This is a genomic window from Cohnella nanjingensis (assembly GCF_014212125.1).
Classification (GTDB): Bacteria; Bacillota; Bacilli; order Paenibacillales; family Paenibacillaceae; genus Cohnella; species Cohnella nanjingensis.
The window spans coordinates 1-25394 of record NZ_JACJVP010000061.1; the positions used below are offsets into that span (position 1 = coordinate 1).

Below are 25394 nucleotides of genomic sequence, written 5' to 3' on the forward strand. Positions count from 1 at the left end.
AGGCTCGGGGTGTAAGCACAGTAATGTGTGTAGCTGACGAGTACTAATCGGTCGAGGGCTTATCCTACAACCAACACCTGTTAGGGTGAAGGTAAAGGCTCAAGCCGCAGCATACCACAGGCAAAGATGTTTCTAGCTTCGTTTCGCATCCGGTTTTCAGGGCGCAAGCCCTTTTTTTGTTGTCCGGAAACGGCGAGCCCGACCCACGGTCCGCAGTCGAGCCAATAAGCGAAGCTGCAATCGTGCTTCTTAGACCGCCGAAAGGTAAATAAGTTGCAATCGTACATCTTATTTCGTCCAATAGACCGCTTAACGGCCATTTAGTTGCAAATATACAACTAAATCGGCCGTTTTTTTGCGTTTGGACGGGATTTCCGCCAAATAAGTTGTACGTTTAAAATACCGACAAACCTTTGATTCGAGGTAAATTAGATGTACAAATGCAAGTAGTTGAACGGAGAGCCACACCAATATCGATTTCCCTCTAAATCCTCAGCTGCTGCCTAGACCGTCAGTAGAAGACGAAGATGCGCGCCAGTCACAGACGGGCATGCCGGTCGATCCCTCGTTGGACGACATGCTGTCGTAGAAAAAATCCCCAACCTCAATGATTGGATCGGGGCCAGTCAGATATTCACAGAATGATAAGGCTTAATAACACTAGTTTTCGCCCGAACTTGTCTCATGCTCAATTAATATGCTAAAAGCGCGGCGACAATTAGGTTTAGAAAGGAAGAGACACCTCATGAAAATATTGCTTGCCACTTATTGGCCAGTCCCGCACATAGGGGGGGTATGGCCTTTTATGCTTCAGCTTAGAAATAGGCTGGAAACGCTGGGGCATGAAGTGGATCTTCTCGGAAACGGGGACGATAGCACGAATTCATTTATTCAGATGATCGAGCCAAACCGAAAGATATCCAAAGATAAGCTGCTTCCGCTGCTGAAAGCCAAGCTGAATTTAACCTCCGATCCTGTTTTCCATGCGAATCCGCTCGTCCAATACGCAGAATTCCAGAGACATATGTTTGAGCTCGCTGCGGCGTACTTCAATATAAGCGACTACGATATCATTCATACGCAGGATGTCATTTCTACCACAGCCATGGCGAGGGTCCGCCAGCGGAGCACAGCGCTTGTAGCCACTTTGCATGGCTGCGTCGCTCATGAAATTCGAAATATTAAGCACCCGACCAATTATATAGCCCATACTTACTACAATGCGATCGAACATACGGGTGCTACCGTAGCCGAAATCACCCATGTGGCAAATCAATGGCTAAAGCGAATTTTAACCGATGAATTTAAAGTGCCCGACGAACAGTTGAAAGTGTTTCCCTACGGTTTTGATGTTGACAATTTTTCTAAACGAATGAAGGAGAAGGCCGACGTCGAGCACCCTTCCGATAAAAAGGTCATTATTTTTACGGGACGGTTGGTAGAACTAAAAGGCATCCATCATCTTTTGGCCGCTCTCGGTAAATTAAAGGCAAAACGTAAAGATTGGGTTTGTTGGATTGTGGGTGACGGGGCGAAAAAGGAGGAGCTTTTGAACCAAAGTAAAACGTTAGGTTTGGAGAGAGAAGTTCAGTTCATGGGAAAAAGGGATGACATCCCGGCACTGCTGCGTTTGGCCGATATATTTGTACTGCCGAGTCTGACGGAAAATCAGTCTGTGTCGTTAATCGAAGCCCAAATCGCAGGGAAGGCGACTGTTGTCAGCAAAGTAGGGGGGTTACCGGAGATGGTTGAGCACGACGTAACAGGTCTTCTTTATCCTGTAGGGGACATAGACGCGCTAACCCGTGGATTAGACAAATTGCTGGCAGACGAAGAGTACCGCACGAAGCTGGGCATGAATGCGCATAAGTGGGGCATGAAGAATTGGTCCATGAATGCGATGACGGATAATTTGCTCAAGGTTTACAAAACCGCGATCGAAAAAAGAAGACAGGGCCGTAGTTTATAAAGCGACTGTCGGCTTCCATGAAACGCTGGATACGAATTCAATAAGGGTGCCTAATCTCGAGTTTAATAAAGAAGATTCGGAGCAATAGGACCATAGGCCAGCCGATCTGTTTCACGGATATCGGCTTCATTTTCGTCTGGTGGGGTCGATCGTCCATGCCATACGGTAAAGCGGTCCATACAATGATCCATACAACGGCGGCTGGCGACGATCGGCCGGGATCGGACTGCGGGGCGCGAATGCTGCCATGGCGGCACAGGGCCTCCCGGGAGGAGAAGAGAGATGAACATCGTCATTATGGCCGGCGGCAAAGGGCATCGTCTGTGGCCGCACAGCGCGGGCGGGAAGCCGAAGCAGTTCCTGGCGCTAACTGCGGAGGAGACGATGCTGCAGCTCACCTATCGGCGATTGGCCCGATTCGTGGCGCCGCCTCGGCTGTACGTAGCGACGGCAGCCGCCTACGTGGGGCTCGTGCGCGAGCAGCTGCCCGAATTGGACCCCGACCGAATCATTACGGAGCCGGTGCAGCGAGATACAGGACCTTGCGTGGCGCTTTCGGCGCTGCACTTCCTGCGGAAAAAGGACGACGACGTACTGATCATGATCCCTTCGGATCAGCACATTCCCGATACCGGGGCTCTGGCGAGCGCCCTGGAAGAAGCCGAAGCGATCGCCGGAGTCGGCCGTTCGATCGTGACGCTTGGCGTCGTGCCGAATCGGCCGGAGACGAACTACGGCTATATGCAGGCCGATGCGAACGATCGGCTGGGCAGCGCATATCGGGTCGCGCGCTTCATCGAAAAGCCGGACGCGGACCGGGCGGAGGCGCTCATCCATACGCCGAACACGTACTGGAATTGCGGGATCTTCGCATGGAGGCCGTCTACCATCGCGGCCGAGATGCAGGCGCATCAGCCTGGGATGTGGAGCCGATTGGCCGGCGCGGGCGAGGAATGGGAGGCCGTGTACGCGGAACTGCCCAAGATCTCGGTCGACTACGCCATTCTGGAGAAGGCGAAGCGCGTCTATACGATTCCCGTCGACTTCGAATGGGACGATATGGGCCGATGGACCTCGCTGGAGCGGGTCCTGAACAAGGACGCGCACGGCAATATCGTGCAAGGAACGGTTCGCGCGGTCGCATCGGCGGACAATATCATCGTCGGGGATCAAACGAGAACGGTCGTGATCGGCGTCCGGGATCTAATCATCGTATCGACCGCCGAAGGTCTGCTTGTGTGTCACAAATCGAAGGAACCGCTCTTGAAACAAATCGTTCAGCAGCTTGAAAGCGAAGAAGAGGCACCCGCATTAGCGGATGAATGAAAGGAAAAAAACCGCGCTCTGTCTTGGCAAACGACCGGATAGCCGTGCAGCTTTGGATATGGAGAGGGCAGACGTGCGCAGAGCCGTCCCGATCGGGTATGATGGAGGAAAAAGGAAAGAAGGTCTTCCGCGATGATCATACGGCAATTGTCCCCCGAACACTTTGACGAGCGTATCGCCTTGTCCGAATTCGCGTTCCAATACAAGATGCCGCCGGAGCGGCTGGAGTCGGAGAGGAAGAAGTTCCGCCCCGAGGAGAGCTGGGGAGCCTTCGACGAGGCGGGACGTCTTCTGTCCGGGCTGTCCCTGCTGCCCTTCGAGGCCTGGGTGCAGGGACGGAAGATGAAGATGGGCGGGGTCGCCGGCGTGGCGACCTGGCCGGAGGCCAGAAGGCACGGGTGCGTGTCCCGGCTGCTCGCCCATTCGCTCGGCGTGATGCGCGAGCAGAGACAGACGATCAGCATGCTGGCGCCGTTCTCCTTCCCGTTCTACCGCAAGTACGGCTGGGAGATGACGGTGTCCCGCAAGCAGTACGAGATCGAGAAGAGCCACTTCCCGAAGCGGGAGGAAACCGAAGGAACCGTAGAGCGGGTGCAGAAGGATACGGCGCTGATCGATCCGGTGTACGCGCGGTTCGCGTCCCGGTATACGGGGACGCTGGTCCGCGAGGAAGCGTGGTGGGCCGACCGGCGTTGGAACAAGCCCGGCCTGGTCGCGTTGTACCGCAACGGAAGCGGTGAAGCCGAAGGCTACATATGCTATAGCATCGAGGACCGGATCATGACCGTGCACGAATGGGTGGAGCTGAGCGACGCCGCCCGGCGCGGACTCTGGAACTTCGTCCTGAATCACGACTCGATGATCGACAAGATGACCGTTACGATGCCCGTCGACGACGAGCTGCCCTTCCTGCTGCCGGAGCCCCGCATCAAGCAGGAGCTGAAGGCTTACTTCATGTCGCGGATCGTCGACGCGCCCGCGTTCGTTGGCCAGTATCCGTTCCATGGCGGTCCCGGCGAGGAGCGGCTGACCCTGCGGCTCGCAGATGCCCATGCGTCGTGGAATGACGGGACCTTCGAAGTCGTCTTCGCGCCGGGCGGCGAGGCGCGGATGACGCCGCTTGCCGCCGGGACGGCAGGGGAGGCGACGGAAGCCGACGTCGTCTGCGACATTCAGACGCTGACCGCGATGCTGCTGGGCGACCGCCGGCCCGAATGGCTGGCACGCATCGGCAGGCTGACCGGATCCGAGCGCGCCGTCGGCTTGCTGACGCGCCGAATTCCCGTCCGGACGACGCATTTGCTGGACTTCTTCTGAATAAACCCCTGGTGCCGCCCCCATACTAGAAACAGCACGTACCCGGCTTTTTTGCTGGAGAATGGGGCGGCACTTGGCAAACAAGCCAAAAGTGCGTATAATGTGATTATAGTCAAAGAAAGTCAAAGTCAGAGTCAGCGCCCGTTCGCCGCAGATCCTTGCCGCGGACGGCCTGACCGACCGAGCCATTCTCCGGGAAAGGGGGCTCAGCATGCGCAACATATCGGATTTGATCGAGCATTACTTGAAGCAAATCCTGCAGAACAGCTCCGAGGGCGCGGTCGAGATCCAGCGGAGCGATCTGGCCGAGAAGTTCTCCTGCGTCCCGTCGCAGATCAATTACGTCATCGGCACGCGCTTCACCCTCGAAAAAGGGTATTACGTAGAGAGCAAGCGCGGCGGCGGCGGGTACATCCGCATCCAGCGCGTCGACCTGCCGTCGCTCGAAGCGGTGCAGCACCATATCCACCAGACGGTCGGAGACCAGATCGACCAGACCGCGGCGGAGGGCTTGATCTATCAGCTGGCCGAGTCGAGATTCTTGACCTTGCGGGAAGCGCGGCTCATCAAGGCCGCCGTCTCGCGGGAGGCGCTGGCGCTCAAGCTGCCGCTGCGGGACGAGATTCGCGCCAAGCTGGTGAAGGCCATGCTGTTGACGCTGCTGGCCCGATAAGAAGCGACTGCGCGACTGCCGGAAGGAGGCAATGCCCATGCAATGTCAGGAATGCGGCAAGCGGCCGGCTACGCTCCACTTCACGAAGATCGTGAACGGGGAGAAGGCCGAGCTGCACATCTGCGAATCGTGCGCGCGGGAGAAGGGGGAGCTCATCCCCGGGACGCCCAGCGGATTCTCCATTCATAACCTGCTCTCGGGATTGATGGACTTCGAGCCGTCCGGCGCCGCGGGAACGAAGGCGCAGACGCACCGCTGCGAGATGTGCGGCATGACGTATTCGCAGTTCAGCAAGCTCGGCCGGTTCGGCTGCAGCCACTGCTACAAGCACTTCGCCGAGCGGCTTGACCCTCTGCTGAAGCGGGTACATGGTAATACGGTGCACGTCGGCAAAGTGCCCAAGCGCGCGGGCGGCCGGGTCAAGACGAAGCGAGAGATCGACCGGCTGAAGCGGGAGATGCAGGGACGCATCGAGCGGGAGGACTTCGAGACCGCCGCCCAGCTTCGCGACCGCATCCGGGATCTGGAGAAAGAAATCAGCAACGGGTAAGGAGGGGAGGCGGTTCCCATGACCAAACGTAATTTTTCCGAACAGGCGTTAAGTCCGTGGATGCGCAGCGAAGGTCCCGACCGCGACGTCGTGCTCAGCAGCCGCATCCGGATCGCCCGCAACCTGCGCAGCTATCCGTTCCCGATGCTGGCCACGCCGACCCAGTCCCACGAAGCGATGGAGCAGCTGCTCGGCGTCGCGGAGAGCGGACGGCTGAACGGTCTCGGACCGCTGGAGGAGCTCCGGCTCTCCGAGTTGACGGAGCTCGCGAAGCTGGTGCTGGTGGAGAAGCACCTCATCAGCCCGGCGCTCGCGAACGACTCCCGCAACGGCGCGCTCATCCTCGGACAGAACGAGGACATCAGCATCATGATCAACGAGGAAGACCATCTGCGCATCCAATGCCTGCGGCCGGGCTTTCAGCTTCGCGAGCTGTGGGACTGGGCCAGCAAGATCGACGACATCTTCGAGGAGGGCGTCGATTACGCGTTCGACGAGAAATACGGCTTCCTCACGAGCTGTCCGACCAACGTCGGAACGGGAATCCGGGCCTCGGTGATGATGCACCTGCCCGCGCTCGTCCTGACCGGGCAGATCAGCCGGATCCTCTCCGCCGTCACGCAAGTCGGGCTCGCGGTCCGCGGCCTGTACGGCGAGGGCAGCGAAGCGACGGGCAACCTGTTCCAGGTGTCCAACCAGATCACGCTCGGCCAGTCGGAGACGGAGATCATCGACAATCTGCACGCCGTCGCGCGCCAGATGATCGAGCACGAGAAGGCCGCCCGCGCGAAGCTGATGGCCGAATCCAGGCCGCGGATCGAAGACCGCGTCAAGCGGTCCTTCGGCATCCTGTCCCACGCCGTCATCATCGATTCGAAGGAAGCGTCGCAGCGGCTGTCGGACGTGCGGCTCGGGGTCCATCTGGGCCTGCTGCCGACGGTCGATCCCGAGACGCTGAACGAGCTGCTCGTCTCGACGCAGCCCGGCTTCCTCCAGATGACCTACGGGGAATCGCTCGAACCGGAGCGGCGGGACATGGCCCGGGCGGAAATGATTCGCTCGAGACTGGAAACGCGCGCCTAAATCATCTATTCTTAACTTTATAGAGGAGGTGTTGTCTCATGATGTTCGGAAGATTCACCGAACGCGCACAGAAGGTTCTGGCTTTGGCTCAGGAAGAAGCGGTGCGCCTGGGACACAATAACATCGGTACGGAGCATATCCTTCTCGGTCTCATCCGCGAAGGGGAGAGCATTGCCGCCAAGGCGCTCATCGCCCTGGGGCTCGGCCTGGAGAAGATCCAGGACGAAGTCGAATCGCTGATCGGTCGCGGCCAAGAGCAGCCGACCAATATTGCCTACACGCCTCGCGCGAAAAAGGTCATCGAGCTGTCGATGGACGAAGCGCGCAAACTCGGTCATACGTACGTGGGCACGGAGCATATCCTGCTCGGGCTCATCCGCGAAGGAGAAGGCGTCGCGGCCCGCGTGCTGAACAACCTGGGCATCAGCCTGAACAAGGCGCGGCAGCAAGTGCTGCAGCTCCTCGGAAGCAGCGAGAGCGTCTCGCAGAACCACGGGCCTTCGAACAACGTCAGCACGCCTACCCTTGACGGGCTGGCCCGCGACTTGACCGCCAGCGCCCGCGACGGGAACATCGATCCGGTCATCGGCCGGTCGAACGAGATCGAGCGCGTCATCCAAGTGCTCTCCCGCCGCACGAAGAACAACCCGGTCCTCATCGGCGAACCCGGCGTCGGCAAGACGGCGATCGCGGAGGGACTGGCGCAGAAGATCGTGAACAACGAGATTCCGGAGACGCTGCGCGACAAGCGCGTCATGACGCTCGACATGGGCTCCGTCGTCGCCGGCACGAAGTACCGCGGGGAGTTCGAGGACCGCTTGAAGAAGATCATGGACGAGATTCGCCAAGCGGGCAACGTCATTCTGTTCATCGACGAGCTGCATACGCTCATCGGCGCGGGCGGCGCGGAAGGCGCCATCGACGCCTCCAATATTCTGAAGCCGGCGCTCGCGCGCGGCGAACTGCAGTGCATCGGCGCGACCACGCTGGACGAATACCGCAAGTACATCGAGAAGGACGCCGCGCTCGAGCGCCGCTTCCAGCCGATCACCGTCGATCAGCCGTCGCCGGACGAAGCGATTCAGATCCTCCACGGCTTGCGCGACCGCTATGAAGCGCATCACCGCGTGAAGATCACCGACGAGGCGATCGAAGCTGCCGTGAAGCTGTCGGACCGCTACATTACCGACCGCTTCCTGCCGGACAAAGCGATCGACCTGATCGACGAAGCGAGCTCCAAAGTCCGCTTGCGGTCGTACACGGTACCGCCGAATCTCAAGGAGCTCGAATCCCGCCTCGAAGACATCCGCAAGGAGAAGGACGCGGCGGTGCAGAGCCAAGAGTTCGAGAAAGCGGCGGCCCTTCGCGATACCGAGCAGAAGATTCGCGAAGAGCTCGATATGACGAAGAACCAATGGAAAGAAAAGCAAGGCCGCACCGACTCCGAAGTGACGCCGGAGGACATCGCCCAAGTCGTCGCGAGCTGGACCGGCATTCCTGTCGTCAAGCTGGCGGAGGAAGAGACCGAGCGTCTCCTTAAGATGGAGGAGATTCTGCACGACCGGGTCATCGGCCAAGACGAAGCCGTCGTGGCGGTCTCCCGCGCCGTCCGCCGCTCCCGCGCCGGACTCAAGGATCCGAAGCGTCCGATCGGTTCGTTCATCTTCCTCGGCCCGACGGGCGTCGGCAAGACGGAGCTCGCCCGCGCGCTGGCCGAGGCGATGTTCGGCGACGAGAACGCCGTCATCCGCATCGACATGTCGGAGTACATGGAGAAGCACTCCACGTCCCGCCTCGTCGGGGCGCCTCCCGGATACGTCGGCTACGACGAGGGCGGCCAGCTGACGGAGAAGGTGCGCCGCAAGCCTTACTCGGTCGTCCTGCTCGACGAGATCGAGAAGGCGCATCCCGAAGTGTTCAACGTGCTGCTGCAAGTGCTGGAAGACGGCCGTCTGACCGACTCCAAGGGCCGCACCGTCGACTTCCGCAACACGCTGATCATCATGACGTCGAACGTCGGCGCCGATCAGATCAAGCGCAACTCGACGCTCGGCTTCACGGCCGCGCAGGATGCGGGACGCGACTACAACGTCATGAAGGAGAAGGTGCTGGCGGAGCTCAAGAAGTCGTTCCGTCCGGAATTCCTGAACCGGATCGACGAGATGATCGTCTTCCATCCGCTCGAGGAAGTGCACATCGCCCGCATCGTGACGCTGATGGCCGACGAGCTGCGCAAGCGCCTGCTCGAACACGACGTGAAGTTCGATCTGACCGAGTCCGCCAAGGCGTTCCTCGCCAAGGAGGGCTACGATCCGCAGTACGGCGCGCGTCCGCTGCGCCGCGCGATCCAGAAGCATATCGAGGACCGGCTGTCCGAAGATCTGCTGCTGGGCAAGATCAGCAAGGGCGACACGCTCGTCATCGACGAGAAGGACGGCACCCTCGTGGTGGAGCCGCAAGGCGAAGCGGTCCCGCATAACCCATAATCGCGCGAAGTGGATGCAGAGCCGTCCGATCCCCCGGGGTCGGACGGTTTTTTGCGTTTCTGACCGCCGAACGCCCCGGACAGCTTGTTCGGAAGCGGTCTATATTGTGCTGCCGGGCTTCCCGTGCGATAATAGGCCGCAAAAGCCGTTATCGGGATCGCATGAACGGGAGGCCTATTCATTTGAAGATCAAAGTCCTTATCGCAGACGATAACTCCTTTATCCGGGAAGGCATGAAGATCATCCTGGGCAGCTTCGACGAGTTCGAGGTCGTAGGCACGGTGGAGGACGGCGTGCAGGCCGTCGACTTCTGCCTGAACCATGAGGCCGACGTCGCGCTCCTGGACGTGCGGATGCCGAATATGAACGGCGTGGAGGCGACCCGGCAGATCTCGGAGCGCACCGCGGTGAAGCCGCTCATCCTCACGACGTTCGACGACGACGAATTCATCCTCGAAGCGGTGAAGGCGGGGGCGCGCGGGTACCTGCTGAAGAACAACGATCCCGAACGCATCCGCGACGCGATCAAGAGCGTGTACCACGATCAACGCGTCCTGCAGGACGTCGTGCTCGACAAGCTCCGCTCGACGCTGATCGCAGGCGCCGCGATCCCATCCGGGAACGCCGCCCCCGTGCAGGCCGTCCCGGTCCCGGAGCGGGGCAAGATCGACCGGAGCCTATTCACCGACCGGGAGCTCGACATCATGGCGCTCATCGCGAAGGGGCTGTCCAACAAGGAGATCTCGAAGAAGCTGTTCATCTCGGAGGGGACGATCGCCAACTACATCACCTCCGTGCTGAACAAGACCGGGCTCGAGCATCGCACGCAGATCGCGATCTACTATTTGACGGGCGAAGTGAAACTGCAGGAAGACTAAGGAGTACGATCCATGGATTTCTGGACGATCGGGAACAAGGCGGGACTGTTGTTCTACATCATCGCGGTCCTCTACTTAGGGGCCTCCGACAACACGGCTTGGCTTACGTTGGCCTACTTAAGTTACCTCAGCCTGAACATGGCGATTCCGCTCTTCAAGCGCAAGCATCCAAAGCAGCTCATGATCTTTTTGTCGGCGGCGTGCGTCGTGTACTGCGCCGTTCGCTTGGACCCGCTGTTCATCGTGCTGTTGCCCGTCAACATCTACGAGTTCGTGTCTCTGCACGTCAGGCGGCGGCGATACGCGCTCCTGACCATGGCGGTGCCGGCCTTGTTCGTGCCGCAGGCGATGCTGCCCATCTACGTCCTGGCGGCCTTCCTCAGCTACCTCCTCTATGCGGGCAACCGCGTGCACATGGACAAGCTGAAGGCTTACGAGGACGAGCGGGAGGCCATGCGGGACGACCTGCAGCGGCTGAGCCGGGCGCTGAACGAGAACAACGAATACATCCGGCAATCCGAATATACGATCAAGCTGGAGGAGCGCAACCGCCTCTCCCAGCGGATCCACGACGAGGTCGGGCACGCGATGGCCGGCGCTCTCATCCAGATGGAGGCGTCCAAGCGGCTGATGGCGTCCGACCGCGACAAAGCGTCGGAGCTGCTCCAGAACGCGATCGCGATCTCCAAGGAAGGGCTGGAGCGCATCCGATTGACGCTGAAGAACATGAAGCCGCGATCCGAGGAGCTCGGCATCAACCGCCTCCGGCTGTTCGTCGACGAGCTGTCGGCCAAGCACGCCATCGACGCAAAGCTGACCTACGAAGGGAACTTGGATGTCATCACGCCGATTCAATGGAAGATTATCCAGCAGAACGCGACGGAGGCGGCTACGAATACGCTCAAGTACGGGCAGGCGACGGAGATCCACTTCGAGGTCAAAGTGCTCAACACCGTCATCAAGGCGCTCGTCGCCGACAACGGCCGCGGCGCGCCCAAGATCGTCAAGGGCATCGGCATCGTCGGCATGGAGGAGCGGGCGGCTTCGGCCGGCGGCACCGTCATCGTCGACGGCGCGAGAGGCTTCAGCGTGACGACGCTCCTGCCCTACGGCAGCCCGAAGTGAACAATCTCATGAAGGCAAATATGATATTTCTCATATGCAAAGGATGAACTTATGCACTGACATAGGTTCATCTTTTTTCTTAGAATGAGTTCATAAGCCAATACGAAGCGGGAGTGAAACGCGATGAGCAACGTACTCGAGATTCGCAACTTAACCAAGAAGTTCGGCGACTTTATCGCAGTCGACAATATGTCGCTGGCGGTGCGCGAGGGAGAGATCTTCGGGTTCCTGGGGGCGAACGGCGCCGGCAAGAGCACGACGATCAACATGATCTCCTCCTTGCTGCGCAGCACGAAGGGCGAGATCGATCTCCTCGGCAAGAACATCGCGAAGAACGCCAAGTTCGCCAAGTCGAACATCGGCGTCGTCCCTCAGGATCTGGCCATCTACGAAGACATGACCGCCTACGAGAACGTGAGTTTCTTCGCCGGCCTGTACGGCTTGCGGGGGGAGCAGCTCAAGGAGCGGACGGTAGAGGCGCTGGAATTCGTCGGACTCGGCGACAAGCACAAGGCGTACCCGAAGAACTTCTCCGGCGGGATGAAGCGGAGACTGAACATCGCTTGCGCCATCGCGCACCGGCCGAAGCTGATCATCATGGACGAACCGACCGTCGGCATCGACCCGCAATCGCGGAACTACATCCTGAACTCCGTACGGAAGCTGAACGACATGGGCTGCACGATCATCTATACGAGCCACTACATGGAAGAAGTCGAGGAGATCTGCACCCGCATCGCGATCGTGGACCACGGGAAGATCATCGCCGAAGGTACCAAAGAGCAGCTGAAGGCGATCATCACCGACACGAAGGACATCTGGATCGGTATCAAATCGGAGGACGAGATCAAAGTCGAATCGCTCAAGCAAATTCCGGGCGTCGCTACCGTCCGGATCGAAGACCAGATGGTCATGATCAACTCCAAGGCCGAGGTCAACAACCTGAACCAAATCATTCAGCAGCTCATCCGCGATCGCGCGGAGATCCGTTCGGTCGAAGAGCAGGCGCCGAACCTCGAGACCGTATTCTTGACCTTGACCGGCCGGAACCTGAGGGACTAAGGAGGGGATCACCCGTGAAAACGTTAATTATCGCACTTAAGGAGATCAAACAGGCGCTGCGCGACAAACGGACGTTTGTGTTCATGCTGGCCTTCCCGATCGTCCTTATTCTTATCCTGGGGATGGCGCTGTCCAATGCGTTCAGCGGCAACGTCGAGCTTGGCGAGATGAAGGTGCTGTACAAAGATACGGGAGCGAGCCCGGCGCTCGGCGGCTACTGGGACGGCTTCGTCAAGACGGTCGGACAGGGGAACGTTCATTTCACGCCGCTCGGCGAGGGGATGAACGGTCAGGAGGAAGTGAAGAGCGACAACTACGTCGCCTATGTGGAGCTTGGAAATGAAGGCATTCGCTTCTACGGCAGCACGAAGAGCACGATCGAAGACAACATCGTGCAGGGGATGCTAACGGCGTTCGCGCAGCGGTACAACTTGGCGGCTTCGGCGATGAAGACGGACCCCGCGGCGGCTCAGGCGGTACTCGCGAACGCGAGCGCGCCGCACGACATCGTCAAGGAGACGGCGCTCCAGGCGGATAAGTCGCCCGGCTCCATCGATTACTACGCGATCGCGATGACGACGATGATCGCGCTGTACGCGGCCATGTCGGCGAGTTCCCTAATCCGGGGAGAGCGGTCCCGCAATACGGCCATCCGTCTCTCGGCGGCTCCCGTCTCCAAGAGCGAGATTTTCGCCGGCAAAATTATCGGCTGCCTCTTCTCGAATCTGATCTGCGTCCTGGCGGTCGTCTTGTTCAGCAAGTACGTGTTCAAAGCCGATTGGGGCGATCACTTCGGCATGGTGTTCCTCGTGCTGCTAAGCGAGGTGCTGCTCGCCGTCTCGCTGGGACTCGGCCTCAGCTACTTCTTCAAGGGCGAAACGGCGCGCTCGATCGTCATGATCTTCACGCAGCTGGCCTCGTTCCTCGGCGGCGCCTACTTCCCGATCGGAGACGCGGATAACTTTATGGGCGCGGTCACCAACCTCTCTCCGCTTCGCTGGGCCAACGTGGCCATCAACAAAATCATCTACTCGAACGAACTCGGCGCGGCGCTGCCCGCCATCGGCTTGAACCTGGCAATAGCCGTCGCCTTCCTGGCGATCGCGATCATCTCCATGCGCAGACGGGAGGCGCTCTAATATGAACGAGATTCTATGGCTGGTACGCAAGACGCTGCGGTCGACGTTCCGCAAAAAATCGAGTTGGCTCGTGTTCATCGGTCTTCCGCTGATCGGCGTGCTGGTCTCCATGCTCCTCTACGGCAGCTTCAACGGGCAGCCCTTGCGCGTCGGGATCGTGAACGCGGACGGCGATCAAGCGTTGACGCAAGACGCGATCCAGTTCATTCAAGGACTGGATCAGGTCAAAATCACGCTGATGGACGACGAGACGCTGCGCAGCGACATCGCGGCCGGCAAGCTCGACACCGGCATCCGCTTCGGTGCGGGCTTCGGGGAGAGCCTCGGAGCGGGCCGGCCCGCGGACGTTCAGGTGCTGTCGGTCAAGGGCGCGTCGGTAACCGCGTACGTCAAAGCCATGCTGAACGACTACCTGGGGAACGTCGCCTCGATCGCCCAATCGGTCCAAGGCGACAAGGCTGCCTTCGATCGGCTTTATGAAGCCTACCGCCAGAGCAGCTTCAAGGTAAGCGCGGAGACGCTCGAAGACACCTCCCACGTCAAAGACATGACTTACCAGTCGCTCGGCTTCCTTATCGCGTTCATGATGTTCTCGTCGGTGAACTTGACCGAGCTGATCCTGAAGGAGAAAGAAAACCGCACTTTCCTGCGGCTCCTTTCCTCGCCGGTCTCGGCCAGAACGTACGTCTTGTCCAATGTGCTGGTGAACCTGTTCGTCATCGTGATCCAGATCGTGGCGACGCTGTTCTTTATGAAGAACGTCTTCCACATCGACTCCGGCATCCCGACCGGCGAATTGATCACCGTGCTGCTCCTGTTCGGCCTCGCCGCGATCAGCCTCTCGCTGCTCATCGTCGCCTTCGCGAAGACGACCGCTTCGGCCGGCGCGCTGTCCAATCTGATCGTCACGCCGACCTGCCTGCTCGCCGGCTGCTACTTCCCGATGGACATCATGCCGGACGCCGTGAAGCGGATCTCGAACTTCCTCCCTCAGCACTGGCTGCTCGATACGGTTAACAAGCTGCAGCACGGCGAGGCGTTCGGGAGCCTGTACTTGAACCTAGCGATCCTGCTCGCGTTCGCCGCCGCATTCGCGCTGATCGCGATCTACCGCTTCGGGCGGAACAACGACACGCGGCTGTTCGTCTAAATCCCGACGCGGGCGAAGCAGCCGATCCTCAGGGCGGAGCGGCCGGAGCCGCGAGCCGCCCTTCGCCGGCGGGAGGGGCGTTCACCTTCCGGGCAGCCGGGCCATACCCTATTAGCAGCTGTGACTGCGGTCAGACTCTCCGTGCCGTTCGTCCCGCCCCGCGGGAGGACGGCGGCGGAGGGTTTTTGCCGTCGCGCGAGTAGGGGGAATCGTTGTGAATGGGAATCGGATCAGACGCTTATACAGAAATCTGCCGCACCGCAGCCGTCCCTATCGCTATGCGCCGTACCGACGGAGGCCGTTTGGCTGGCTGTCCTGGGCGCTAGCTGCAGTGGGGGTCGCGCTGCTGCTGGTGTTGCTCTTCAAGGTCCTCCTCCTGCTCTTGTACATGGCAGGCTGGATCCTGCTCCTCGCGGCGATCGCCGGATTGATCTGGTGGTGGTGGAGATAAGCGAGTGAAGGGAGTGAAGCATAGGCAGCTCCGAAGTAGGCCGCTTCCGTGGGGAGCGGCCTTTTTTTGCGGGGGAGGGCCGCGCGGACGCGGCGGGGTTTCCGGCCGCCCGCGCACCCGGCTACGGTTTGCGGAAGCCGAATTCGGGTAACGGGGTTTAACCGGAGTCCCGAACTATGGTACAATTTTGGTAATACCGCTTCACAAGGGGTCGTTCATGGCCAAGCTAAAGATCAAGTTCGTCTGTTCGGAGTGCGGCACGGAGTCGCCCAAGTGGATGGGCAAGTGCCCGGGCTGCCACGCCTGGAACACGATGGTGGAGGAAGCCGAGACCGTCGTGAAGGCGCCGGTGGGACGTACGGAGCTCACCCGGACGAAAGAAAAAGCGCAATCCATCATACACATAGAAAGTGGCCGCGAGCCCCGGATTCCGACCGGACTCGGCGAACTCAACCGGGTGCTGGGCGGCGGACTCGTACCCGGCTCGCTGCTGCTCGTCGGCGGGGATCCGGGCATCGGCAAGTCGACGCTGCTCTTGCAGACGTCGCACGCGCTGACCGCGCAGGGACTGAAGGTGCTATATGTATCCGGAGAAGAATCCGTTCGCCAGACGAAGCTTCGGGCCGACCGGCTAGGCGCGCTGAGCGAGCATCTATACGTCCTGTGCGAGACGAATCTCGATCTCGTCGAAGAGGCGATCGCGCAGGTGCGGCCGGACTTTCTGGTCATCGATTCGATCCAGACGGTGTACCGGCCCGATGTGCCGTCCGCGCCGGGCAGCGTCGCGCAAGTGCGCGAATGCACGGCGCAGTTCATGCGCATCTCCAAAGGCAACGGCGTGGCCACCGTGCTCGTCGGCCACGTCACGAAGGAAGGCGCGATTGCAGGTCCCAGGCTCCTCGAGCATATGGTCGACTGCGTGCTGTATTTCGAAGGCGAGCGCCATCATTCCTACCGGCTGCTGCGCGCGGTGAAGAATCGCTTCGGTTCCACGAACGAGATCGGAATCTTCGACATGTCGGAGGACGGCCTCCGCGAGGTGACCAATCCCTCCGAGCTGTTCCTGTCCGAGCGCCCGCTGGGCGTAGCGGGCTCGACCGTCGTCGCCAGCATGGAGGGGACGCGGCCGGTGCTCGTCGAGCTGCAGGCGCTCGTAGCGCCCACGAACTTCCCTTCGCCCAGGCGGATGTCGTCCGGGGTGGACCACCATCGGATCACGCTCGTGATCGCGGTGCTGGAGAAGCGGATGGGCATGTTCATGCAGAACCAAGATGCGTACGTCAACGTGGCGGGAGGGGTCAAGCTTGACGAGCCCGCGGCCGATCTGGCGGCGGCGGTCAGCCTGGCTTCGAGCTTCCGCGACCTGCCTACGCGCCCGTTCGACGCCGTGTTCGGCGAAGTCGGCCTGACCGGCGAGGTTCGCGCCGTCTCCCGCGCGGAGCAGCGCGTGAAGGAAGCGCTCAAGCTTGGCTTCAAGCGAGTCATCCTGCCGGAGGCCAGCATCAAAGGCTGGCAGCCGCCGGCCGGTATTGAATTGGTTCCCGTGAAGTCGGTCGCGGAAGCCTTGAAAGCTGCACTGGAATAGGGGGTGTCGGAACAAACATGAAAGAAACCAAAGAGAAAGAGAACCACCCGCAAGAGACGATGAACCAGCTGCTCCAGATGGTGGCTCCGGGCATGCCTTTCCGCGACGGGCTCGAGAACGTGCTGCGCGCGAAGACGGGCGCGCTGATCGTGGTGGGATACAGTCCCGAAGTGATGGAGGTCGTGGACGGCGGCTTCTCCATCAATTGCGATTTCAGTCCGAACTACCTGTACGAGCTCGCCAAGATGGACGGAGCGATCATCCTGAGCGAGGACGCGAAGCGGATTCTGTACGCCAATACGCAGCTCATTCCGGATTCCTCGATCCCTTCGATCGAGACGGGGATCCGGCACCGGACGGCGGAGCGGGTGGCCAAGCAGACGGGCAAGCTGGTCGTCTCCATCTCTCAGCGCCGGAATATCATCACGCTGTACCAGGGCCATCTGCGCTACTCGCTCAAGGACATGGGCGTCATCCTGACGAAGGCCAACCAGGCGATCCAGACGCTGGAGAAATACCGGGCGGTCTACACGCAGGCGCTGACCAACCTGTCCGCGCTGGAATTCGAGGAGCTCGTGACGATGCACGAGGTCGCCTATGTCATCCAACGCGCCGAGATGGTGCTCCGCATCAAGATGGAGATCAACCGCTACGTGCTGGAGCTGGGCAACGAAGGCCGCCTGATCAGCATGCAGATGGAGGAGCTGGTCGGCTCCGCCGAGGAAGAGGCGCGCCTGCTGCTCAAAGACTATGCCCGCGACGCGAACGACGACCGGATCCGGGAGATTCAGAACTTGTTAAAGAAGCTGACGTCGGAAGAACTGCTTGACACGGCCCATTTGATCCGCGTTCTCGGGTACGCCTCGCTCAACTCGGTCGCCGAAGACGGCTTCCTGCCGCGCGGCTACCGGATGCTGAGCAAGATCCCGCGCCTGCCGAGCATCATCATCCACAACCTGGTCGAACGGTTCGGCGCGCTGCCGCACATCGTCCTGGCTTCGATCGAGGAGCTCGACGAGGTGGACGGTATCGGCGAAGTGCGCGCGCGCACGATCAAAGAGGGCTTGAAACGCATTCAAGAGCAGGTGTTTATTGACAGACAGATATAGGGAGACTACAATGGGGGTTGTCGTTTTCGGGGAGAGTGCCTAATTTTTTCCGGCGACGGCATGCCATTTAAGACTTGTCCACGTCCCGCCGGTTAGACCGGCTGTTACATACGGGCGGATTGGGCATAGTAAAGCCGAGGTGGAATCGATGATCACAAAGTCCATACCAAGCTTGTTCACAGTGGGCAACCTGTTCCTGGGCGTACTCTCCATCATTATGGCGTTTAACGACAGGGCCGACGGCGCCGCCTTGCTGGTGATCATCGCGATGCTGTTGGATGGCGTGGACGGCAGAGTGGCGCGCGCGCTGAACGCGCAGAGCGAATTCGGCAAGGAACTGGATTCGTTGTCCGACGTCATTTCCTTCGGCGTGGCTCCTGCTTTTATTATGTACCAAGCGGCCTTCACGAACGTGAGCCCGGCGCTGGCCTGGATCATCACCGCGATCTTCCCGATCTGCGGCGCGCTGCGTCTAGCCCGGTTCAACGTGATCGAAGGCGTACCCGGCTATTTCATCGGGCTTCCGATTCCGGCGGCCGGCGGCGTGCTGGCCACGCTTGCCTTGTTCCATAACGATCTGCGCGTATCCCTGCTGCTGATCAGCACGCTGGCTTTGTCCTTCTTGATGGTGAGCAGCTTGAAATATCCGAACTTCAAAAAGCTAGGATTGCCTAAGGCGGCGGTCTGGGCGGTGCCTCTGGTCGTCGCGGCGGCCGTGACGCTCGCGTTTATGTTCCCGCGGGCGATCCCCAAGTTTATCCTGTTGATGCTGCTCTTCTACGCGCTCTGGGGCTTAAAAAAAAACGTTGAACGCCTCATCCCCGGCCGGCGCGCCCGCCAGCGGAAGAAAAAGCGGCGCAATACCGAGGAAGACAATTCGCATTCCGAGCATAGCGCTTGAACCGACGCCAGTCCTTTGTCAGAGGGGCTGGCGTTTTTCTGTGGCGGCGGCACGAGCGGTAGCGATAGAACGGGTGCATGAACCGACGCCTGTCCCTTGTAAGAGGGATGGCGTGTTTTGCGGCGGCGGGTAGGGCGATCGAAGAGGGTGGCCATAATCGCCCGGTACGCAAGCAAATAACCCCCTGAATCCTTCCCGGGAGAAGGATTCAGGGGGTTGCGATTTGCATGCTTAACGCGCTTCCGGGAACTAAGTTAGGTTGAACCAGCCCAGGGTACTGCACTTATCCGATTCCTTCGCGACCACTTCTTCGAGGTCAATATCCAGCAGGTTGCAGTAGGCCGACAGATAGAATAGATTCTTGCCCATCTCCGAGCGGACGATATCGCTGCAATGCTCGCACAATTGGCCGGCCATATGGGACTTCGACTGGCGGTTCGCTTGGTCGAGTTCCATCTCTTCCGAGAATCCCTGTTGCTTCGCATTCAGCTCGATGCATCCGCATTCGGTGATCGACTTGGACACAGCCCGGTTGACCGAAGCGTTCGATTGACTGTACTTGGTCATGACATCCAGCAGGCTGCGGTGACGGAGCAAGAGTTCCGATACCTGCCGCTGGAACTCCTGCAGCGTTGGTGCGCTCATCCGTTCCACCTCGGTTTACCTGAAGATTGGCGTTCTTAAGACTCATTATAGAACAAGGCGTCCGGCAATACAAAAGGAAGTCGCATTAGATTCCTTTCAGAATCCGGGTCGGATAGGCGATTAGCCTGGGGAAATTTGGACCATACTAGTAACAAAATATGGATTCCTCAGGAGTGATACTTATGATGATGAGACGCGTAATCCAGCTAGCCGGCCTCTTGATCGGCCTCTTGCTCGGGCAAGGTTGGTCTTCGTGGCGGCTCGGCGGCGGGGCCTCATGGATGAATCCGGTGCTGGGCGCTTCGAGCGCGGGCGCCGGAGCGGGATTCGGCAGTACTTATACCGCCGTCATCGGCGCCGTGCTCGGCTTCATGCTCGCGACGAGCCTCGCGGGACCGCTGTCGGCCGCGCTGCAACGGGGCATCGACCGGCTGTCCGGCATGCCCGTCTCGCTGCTTGCGACCGGCTTGCTGGGCGGGGGCTGCGGCCTGGTCTTCGCCGCGCTGCTAAAGCCTTATCTGGCCGAACTGCCCCGGATCGGCGGCGTCATCGCGGCGCTGACGGCCCTGATCTTCGCTTACGCGGGCCTGCACATCGGCGTCCGCAAGCAGGACGAGCTGGCCCTCTGGTCCCAATCGCGCCACAAGGGCGAGACCAAGCGAGACGAAGGCCCCCGATACGAAGAACACAAGATTTTGGACACCAGCGTCATCATCGACGGCCGCATCGCCGACATCTGCAAGACCGGCTTCATCGAGGGGACGCTCGTCATCCCCGAGTTCGTGCTGGAGGAGCTGCAGCATATCGCGGATTCGTCCGATCTGCTCAAGCGCAACCGCGGACGCCGCGGGCTCGATATCTTGAACAAGATTCAGAAGGAGCTCGACGTGAAAGTGCTGATCTACGAGGACGCGAGCGACGAGAGCGGGGAAGTCGACAGCCGGCTCGTGAAGCTGGCGAAGGCGATGCAGGGCAAAGTCGTCACCAACGACTTCAACCTGAACAAGGTATGCGAGCTGCAAGGCGTGTCCGTGCTGAACATCAACGACCTGGCGAACGCGGTGAAGCCGGTCGTCCTGCCGGGCGAAGAGATCGTCGTGCAGGTCATCAAGGACGGCAAGGAGCACGGGCAAGGCGTCGCCTATCTGGATGACGGCACGATGATCGTCGTCGAGGGCGGCCGCGACTATATCGGCACGACGATGGAAGTGCTGGTCACCAGCGTCTTGCAGACTTCGGCCGGCCGGATGATATTCGCGAAGCCGAAGCTATTGGAAAAAGCGCAGTAAGAGGGTATGATGATAAGAAATACGGGCGGGACTCGCTTCTATTGGTCCCGCCCTCTTTCTATGTATCCGAAAGCGAGGCATGGCGATGAAGTGGGGAGCGGTGGTCGTCGCGGCCGGCCGGGGATCCCGGATGGGCGCGGCGGAGAACAAAGTATTCCTGCCGCTGGCGGGCCGGTCCGTGCTGGCCCGCACGCTCGAGGCTTTTGAACGGTGCGCCGCGGTGACGGAGATCGTCGTCGTCGTGGCGCCGGGCGAGGAAGCGCGGGCCCGGGAAGCGGTCCGCGAAGCGAACGCGGGCAAGGTCGCCGCGATCGTGCCCGGCGGGGCGGAGCGCCAAGACAGCGTCTGCGCGGGCCTCGCGGCGCTGGCGACGGACGGCGCGCTCGTCCATGACGCGGCGCGCCCGCTGGTCACGCCCGCGCAGATCGAGGCTTGCTGCCGGTCGGCCGAGCGCCACGGGGCGTCCGCGCTGGCCGTGCCGGTGAAGGACACGATCAAGATCGCGGACGGAGACGGCATGATCGCGTCTACGCCCGAGCGCCGGACGCTGTGGGCCGTGCAGACGCCCCAGGCGTTCGCCCGCGCCGACCTGATGGAGGCGCATCGGCGGGCGAAGGACGAAGGCGCCGCCGCGACGGACGACGCGATGCTGCTGGAACGGCTGGGCCGCAAGGTCGCCATCGTCGAAGGAGATTATCTGAATATCAAGATCACGACGCCGGAGGACTTGCCGATCGCGGAATTGCTGCTGTCCCGGCGCCGGCAGGAGGAGCGGAGCTTCATTGATTAGAGTAGGGCAAGGATTCGACGTGCACCAACTGACGGAAGGGCGCGACTGCATCATCGGGGGCGTCAAGATTCCGTACGACAAAGGACTGCTCGGCCACTCGGACGCCGACGTGCTGCTTCATGCGATCAGCGACGCCGTGCTCGGGGCGCTCGCGCTCGGGGATATCGGCAAGCATTTTCCGGACACGGACCCCGCCTTCAAGGATGCCGACAGCGTGAAGCTGCTGGAGCGTGTATGGGCGCTCGTCAAGGAGCGCGGCTACAAGCTCGGCAATGCCGACGCCACGATCATCGCGCAGGCGCCGAAGATGGCGCCGCATATTCCCGCGATGGTCGAGGTGATCGCCCGCGCGCTGGAAGCGGAGGCTACGCAGGTGAACGTAAAGGCGACGACTTCGGAGAAGCTCGGGTTCACCGGCCGGGGCGAAGGGATCGCCGCGCAGGCGATTGTTTGCCTCGTTCGAGATGTGCTATGATTTGTCGCGACAAGTGAGACAGGAGGAACGAAACCCATGAGCCAAACGACCACCGGCAAGGTTCGCGTCCGCTACGCGCCGAGCCCGACGGGGCATCTTCATATCGGCAACGCGCGTACCGCCATCTTCAACTATTTGTTCGCCCGCCACCACGGGGGAGACTTCGTCATTCGCATCGAGGATACCGACGTGAAGCGCAACATCGCGGGCGGCGAGGAGAGCCAGCTGACCTATCTGAAGTGGCTCGGCGTCGATTGGGACGAGAGCATCGACATCAACGGCGACTACGGCCCTTACCGGCAGACCGAGCGGATCGCGATCTACGACAAGCACACGCAGGAACTGCTGGACCGCGGCCTCGCCTATCGCTGCTACTGCACCGAAGAGGAGCTGGAGCGCGAGCGCGAGGAGCAGACCGCGAGAGGCGAGACGCCGCGTTATTCGGGCCGTTGCAGGCATCTGACGCCGGAACAGGAAGCGCAATTCGCGGCCGAGGGGCGCGTGCCGAGCGTCCGCTTCGCCGTGCCGCAGGACCGGAACTATGCGTTCGAGGATCTGGTGAAAGGCGAGATCTCGTTCCGCTCGGAGGAATTCGGAGACTTCGTCATCGTGAAGAAAGACGGCATCCCGACGTATAACTACGCCGTAGCGGTCGACGACCACCTGATGGCGATCTCCCACGTGCTGCGCGGCGAGGACCATATCACCAACACGCCCCGCCAGTTGATGATCTACGAAGCGTTCGGCTGGGAGCCGCCCGTCTTCGGGCATATGACGCTGATCGTGAACGAGAGCCGCAAGAAGCTGTCCAAGCGCGACGAATCGATCGTGCAATTCATCGAACAATACGATAAGCTCGGTTATCTGCCGGAGGCGCTGCTGAACTTCATCGCGCTGCTCGGCTGGTCGCCGGAAGGCGAGGAAGAGATCTTCACCCGCGAGCAGCTGATCGGGATCTTCGACGCCGATCGGCTGTCCAAGAGCCCCGCGGTCTTCGATACCGTGAAGTTGAACTGGCTGAACCAGCACTACCTGAAGTCCGCCTCGGCGGAGCGGGTGATGGAGCTGACGCTGCCGCACCTGAAGCAGGCGGGCCGTCTGCCGCAGAAGCCGAACGAGGCCGAGCTGGCCTGGGCCGTGACGCTCGTGACGCTGTTCCGCGAGCATCTGCGCTACGGCGCGGAGATCGTGCCGCTGTCCGATCTTTTCTTCCGCGAGGAGCTGGAGCTAGACGACGAAGCGCGCGCCGTGCTCGCCGAGGAGAGCGTCCCGGCGGTGCTGGCCGCGTTCGCGCGCCAGATCGAAGCGGCGGGCGAGGAAGGCTTCGCCGTCGACAACATGAAGGCGCTGATCAAGGCCGTGCAGACCGAGACCGGCGCCAAGGGCAAAGGGCTGTTCATGCCGATCCGCGTGGCGTTGACGGGCCAGATGCACGGACCGGATCTGAACGGCTGCATCTGGCTGCTCGGCCGCGACCGCGTGCTGAAGCGGCTGGCCGAAGCCGCCGCGAAGCTGGGCTGACGGTCGGACGGACCGCCATCGTGTACAGAGGTGGTTGGCCGAGACGGCAGTGCAGGCGAGTTGGCGGTCGGACGTGGCATGGCCGCGTGCTGAAGCGGCTGGCCGAAGCCGCCGCGAAGCTGGGCTGACGGTTGGACGTGCCGCCATCATGTATAGAGGTGGTTGGCCGAGACGGCAGTGCAGGCGAGTCGGCGGTCGGACGTGGCATGGCCGCGTGCTGAAGCGGCTGGCCGAAGCCGCCGCGAAGCTGGGCTGACGGTCGGACGGACCGCCATCGTGTACAGAGGTGGTTGGCCGAGACGGCAGTGCAGGCGAGTTGGCGGTCGGACGTGGCGCCGCGCTTGGCCCTTGTCACTTCGGGGGCGTTCGGCTATACTTGCTGTAACAGCGACGAACAGGAGAGTACGTTCCGGTAGGGATCGGCCAGAGAGGACTGCCTTGGGTGGAAGCAGTCTCGTATCCGACGGAAGGGAAATGCGCCTGGGAGCCGCATCGCCGAGCGAACGGCCGGCGCAGCCTATCTTCATGCTTGCTTGACGGGGAGACGTCCGAGAAGGGTCGAACCGGTCGACGGGCTAGATGACGGCAGCGCGGGAGTGACGTTAGGCGTTGCCGGGTGGTACCCGTTATCGAGCCATCGAGTTGGACCGCGACCGCCGCATGCCTGCATGCCGCCGTCGAAGTTCCAAGCAGAGTGGGACCGCGTATGATGACGCCTCTGCAGCGACAGCTGCAGGGGCTTTTTTGTTTTTCCAGACCGAAGCAGGCCGCGGGCCGATAACCCGATGGTACGGTTATCTCGGTCGAAAAAGCGTGCGTAGGCGGGCCGATAACCCGATGGTACGGTCATCTCGGTCGGGAAAGCGTGAGAATGCGGGTAGATAACCCGATTGTGCGGTTATCTCGGTCGAGAAAGCGTGCATAGGCGGGCCGATAACCCGATTGTACGGTTATCTCGGTCGAGAAAGCGTGCGTAGGCGGGCCGATAACCCGATTGTACGGTTATCTCGGTCGAGAAAGCGTGCGTAGGCGGGTAGATAACCCGATTGTACGGTTATCTCGGACTGATCTGGCTCAGATGCGGACCGGCAACCCGGACGCCGCCGGGGGCTGCATCGTCCGGGGCGCTTCAGGCGAAGGTAACGGAAGAAGGAGGAGTTGAACATGGGCTTCTGGGAGACGGTTCGTTCCGATATCGAAGCGGTGTTCGAGAACGATCCGGCGGCACGCAGCCGCTTCGAGGTCGTGTTCACGTATTCGGGGCTGCACGCCATCTGGGCGCATCGCATCGCCCACGGCTTCTACAAGCGACGATGGTTCTCCGTCGCGCGGGTGATCTCGCAGGTGAGCCGATTCTTCACCGGCATCGAGATCCATCCCGGCGCGCGGATCGGCCGCAAGCTGTTCATCGACCACGGCATGGGCGTCGTCATCGGCGAGACGTGCGAGATCGGCGACGAGGTGGTCATCTACCAAGGCGTAACGCTCGGCGGCACCGGCAAGGAGAAGGGCAAGCGGCATCCGACCATCGGCAACCGCGTCGTCATCGCCTCCGGCGCCAAAGTGCTCGGCTCGTTCACGGTCGGGGACAACGCGAACATCGGCGCGAACTCGGTCGTCCTGCGCGAGGTGCCGGCGGACAGCACCGTCGTCGGTATCCCGGGACGGATCGTCAAGCGCAACGGCGAACGCGTCAGCGACCGGCTGGATCATACCAACTTGCCGGACCCGGTGATCGAGACGTTCCGCCAGATGCAGAAGGAGATCAACGAGCTGAAGGCCGAGATAGAGCGGCTGAAGTCCGCGTCTCGGGAGTCCGAGTCCCCGGAGCCGGAGCCCGAACCCGTGGGCGCTGCCACCCAAGAATAGA

Annotated in this window: 22 protein-coding genes; 21 read left to right on the top strand and 1 reads right to left on the bottom strand. The window is 60.9% G+C overall.

The features are described from left to right. Positions 1-745: 745 nt before the first annotated feature. From H7C19_RS30520 to pssA, 16 genes are all read left to right on the top strand, one after another. Positions 746-1969: a glycosyltransferase family 4 protein gene (locus tag H7C19_RS30520; RefSeq protein ID WP_185672867.1), complete on the top strand. Its 1224-nt coding sequence runs from the start codon at positions 746-748 to the stop codon at positions 1967-1969. A gap of 282 nt (positions 1970-2251) precedes the next feature. Next, on the top strand, positions 2252-3295 hold the full coding sequence (locus tag H7C19_RS30525) for a mannose-1-phosphate guanylyltransferase (RefSeq protein WP_185672868.1): 1044 nt from the start codon (positions 2252-2254) through the stop codon (positions 3293-3295). A gap of 132 nt (positions 3296-3427) precedes the next feature. After that, positions 3428-4612, top strand: coding sequence for a GNAT family N-acetyltransferase (locus H7C19_RS30530; protein WP_185672869.1), 1185 nt, complete (start codon positions 3428-3430; stop codon positions 4610-4612). Positions 4613-4823: 211 nt separating this feature from the next. After that, positions 4824-5285, top strand: coding sequence for a CtsR family transcriptional regulator (locus H7C19_RS30535; RefSeq protein ID WP_185672870.1), 462 nt, complete (start codon positions 4824-4826; stop codon positions 5283-5285). A gap of 37 nt (positions 5286-5322) precedes the next feature. Next, complete coding sequence (mcsA, locus tag H7C19_RS30540; protein ID WP_185672871.1) at positions 5323-5835, top strand: protein-arginine kinase activator protein McsA; 513 nt, start codon at positions 5323-5325, stop codon at positions 5833-5835. Positions 5836-5853: 18 nt separating this feature from the next. Further along, positions 5854-6918: a protein arginine kinase gene (locus tag H7C19_RS30545; RefSeq protein ID WP_185672872.1), complete on the top strand. Its 1065-nt coding sequence runs from the start codon at positions 5854-5856 to the stop codon at positions 6916-6918. A 38-nt stretch (positions 6919-6956) separates the two neighbouring features. After that, a complete protein-coding gene (clpC, locus tag H7C19_RS30550) occupies positions 6957-9404 on the top strand; it encodes an ATP-dependent protease ATP-binding subunit ClpC (RefSeq protein ID WP_185672873.1) in 2448 nt (815 codons plus the stop codon). Positions 9405-9586: 182 nt separating this feature from the next. After that, a complete protein-coding gene (locus H7C19_RS30555) occupies positions 9587-10282 on the top strand; it encodes a response regulator transcription factor (protein WP_185672874.1) in 696 nt (231 codons plus the stop codon). A gap of 12 nt (positions 10283-10294) precedes the next feature. Then, positions 10295-11407 carry a sensor histidine kinase gene (locus H7C19_RS30560; protein ID WP_185672875.1) on the top strand — a complete coding sequence of 371 codons (1113 nt, stop codon included), beginning with the start codon at positions 10295-10297 and terminating at the stop codon, positions 11405-11407. Positions 11408-11530: 123 nt separating this feature from the next. Then, positions 11531-12469, top strand: a complete 939-nt coding sequence (locus H7C19_RS30565; RefSeq protein ID WP_185672876.1) for an ABC transporter ATP-binding protein — start codon at positions 11531-11533, stop codon at positions 12467-12469. Between the two features lie 14 nt (positions 12470-12483). After that, entirely contained in the window at positions 12484-13608 is a 1125-nt protein-coding gene (locus tag H7C19_RS30570; RefSeq protein ID WP_185672877.1) for an ABC transporter permease, read from the top strand. A 1-nt stretch (position 13609) separates the two neighbouring features. Continuing rightward, positions 13610-14758 (top strand): ABC transporter permease, encoded by a 1149-nt coding sequence (locus H7C19_RS30575; protein WP_185672878.1) that lies wholly within the window; start codon positions 13610-13612, stop codon positions 14756-14758. A 214-nt stretch (positions 14759-14972) separates the two neighbouring features. After that, positions 14973-15209 (top strand): hypothetical protein, encoded by a 237-nt coding sequence (locus tag H7C19_RS30580; protein ID WP_185672879.1) that lies wholly within the window; start codon positions 14973-14975, stop codon positions 15207-15209. A gap of 217 nt (positions 15210-15426) precedes the next feature. Next, the gene (gene radA, locus H7C19_RS30585) at positions 15427-16794 is read left to right on the top strand and encodes a DNA repair protein RadA (RefSeq protein ID WP_185672880.1); all 1368 of its coding nucleotides are present in this window, start codon (positions 15427-15429) and stop codon (positions 16792-16794) included. Positions 16795-16811: 17 nt separating this feature from the next. After that, positions 16812-17903, top strand: coding sequence for a DNA integrity scanning diadenylate cyclase DisA (gene disA / locus H7C19_RS30590; protein ID WP_185672881.1), 1092 nt, complete (start codon positions 16812-16814; stop codon positions 17901-17903). 148 nt (positions 17904-18051) lie between these two features. Beyond that, on the top strand, positions 18052-18804 hold the full coding sequence (gene pssA / locus H7C19_RS30595) for a CDP-diacylglycerol--serine O-phosphatidyltransferase (RefSeq protein WP_185672882.1): 753 nt from the start codon (positions 18052-18054) through the stop codon (positions 18802-18804). 249 nt (positions 18805-19053) lie between these two features. Here the strand turns inward: pssA and H7C19_RS30600 are convergent, their stop codons facing one another. Then, on the bottom strand, positions 19054-19449 hold the full coding sequence (locus H7C19_RS30600; RefSeq protein WP_185672883.1) for a DUF1573 domain-containing protein: 396 nt from the start codon (positions 19447-19449) through the stop codon (positions 19054-19056). A gap of 182 nt (positions 19450-19631) precedes the next feature. Here H7C19_RS30600 and H7C19_RS30605 point away from each other — a divergent pair, with 182 nt between their 5' ends. The 5 genes from H7C19_RS30605 to cysE all read left to right on the top strand — a co-directional run bounded on the left by H7C19_RS30605 (position 19632) and on the right by cysE (position 25393). Beyond that, a complete protein-coding gene (locus H7C19_RS30605) occupies positions 19632-20738 on the top strand; it encodes a PIN/TRAM domain-containing protein (RefSeq protein WP_185672884.1) in 1107 nt (368 codons plus the stop codon). 85 nt (positions 20739-20823) lie between these two features. Beyond that, positions 20824-21528: a 2-C-methyl-D-erythritol 4-phosphate cytidylyltransferase gene (gene ispD / locus H7C19_RS30610; RefSeq protein WP_185672885.1), complete on the top strand. Its 705-nt coding sequence runs from the start codon at positions 20824-20826 to the stop codon at positions 21526-21528. Next, positions 21521-22003 carry a 2-C-methyl-D-erythritol 2,4-cyclodiphosphate synthase gene (gene ispF, locus H7C19_RS30615; protein WP_185672886.1) on the top strand — a complete coding sequence of 161 codons (483 nt, stop codon included), beginning with the start codon at positions 21521-21523 and terminating at the stop codon, positions 22001-22003. Before ispD ends, ispF begins: the two co-directional genes overlap by 8 nt. 36 nt (positions 22004-22039) lie before the next feature. Then, positions 22040-23524 (top strand): glutamate--tRNA ligase, encoded by a 1485-nt coding sequence (gene gltX, locus H7C19_RS30620; protein WP_185672887.1) that lies wholly within the window; start codon positions 22040-22042, stop codon positions 23522-23524. A gap of 1164 nt (positions 23525-24688) precedes the next feature. Beyond that, positions 24689-25393: a serine O-acetyltransferase gene (cysE, locus tag H7C19_RS30625; RefSeq protein WP_185672888.1), complete on the top strand. Its 705-nt coding sequence runs from the start codon at positions 24689-24691 to the stop codon at positions 25391-25393. Position 25394: the final 1 nt, after the last annotated feature.

Coding starts and splice junctions, on each gene's coding strand:
- H7C19_RS30520 (WP_185672867.1), top strand. CDS start 746: ATGAAAATATTGCTTGCCACTTATTGGCCAGTCCCGCACATAGGGGGG.
- H7C19_RS30525 (WP_185672868.1), top strand. CDS start 2,252: ATGAACATCGTCATTATGGCCGGCGGCAAAGGGCATCGTCTGTGGCCG.
- H7C19_RS30530 (WP_185672869.1), top strand. CDS start 3,428: ATGATCATACGGCAATTGTCCCCCGAACACTTTGACGAGCGTATCGCC.
- H7C19_RS30535 (WP_185672870.1), top strand. CDS start 4,824: ATGCGCAACATATCGGATTTGATCGAGCATTACTTGAAGCAAATCCTG.
- mcsA (WP_185672871.1), top strand. CDS start 5,323: ATGCAATGTCAGGAATGCGGCAAGCGGCCGGCTACGCTCCACTTCACG.
- H7C19_RS30545 (WP_185672872.1), top strand. CDS start 5,854: ATGACCAAACGTAATTTTTCCGAACAGGCGTTAAGTCCGTGGATGCGC.
- clpC (WP_185672873.1), top strand. CDS start 6,957: ATGATGTTCGGAAGATTCACCGAACGCGCACAGAAGGTTCTGGCTTTG.
- H7C19_RS30560 (WP_185672875.1), top strand. CDS start 10,295: ATGGATTTCTGGACGATCGGGAACAAGGCGGGACTGTTGTTCTACATC.
- H7C19_RS30565 (WP_185672876.1), top strand. CDS start 11,531: ATGAGCAACGTACTCGAGATTCGCAACTTAACCAAGAAGTTCGGCGAC.
- H7C19_RS30575 (WP_185672878.1), top strand. CDS start 13,610: ATGAACGAGATTCTATGGCTGGTACGCAAGACGCTGCGGTCGACGTTC.
- radA (WP_185672880.1), top strand. CDS start 15,427: ATGGCCAAGCTAAAGATCAAGTTCGTCTGTTCGGAGTGCGGCACGGAG.
- disA (WP_185672881.1), top strand. CDS start 16,812: ATGAAAGAAACCAAAGAGAAAGAGAACCACCCGCAAGAGACGATGAAC.
- pssA (WP_185672882.1), top strand. CDS start 18,052: ATGATCACAAAGTCCATACCAAGCTTGTTCACAGTGGGCAACCTGTTC.
- H7C19_RS30600 (WP_185672883.1), bottom strand. CDS start 19,449: ATGAGCGCACCAACGCTGCAGGAGTTCCAGCGGCAGGTATCGGAACTC.
- H7C19_RS30605 (WP_185672884.1), top strand. CDS start 19,632: ATGATGATGAGACGCGTAATCCAGCTAGCCGGCCTCTTGATCGGCCTC.
- ispD (WP_185672885.1), top strand. CDS start 20,824: ATGAAGTGGGGAGCGGTGGTCGTCGCGGCCGGCCGGGGATCCCGGATG.
- gltX (WP_185672887.1), top strand. CDS start 22,040: ATGAGCCAAACGACCACCGGCAAGGTTCGCGTCCGCTACGCGCCGAGC.
- cysE (WP_185672888.1), top strand. CDS start 24,689: ATGGGCTTCTGGGAGACGGTTCGTTCCGATATCGAAGCGGTGTTCGAG.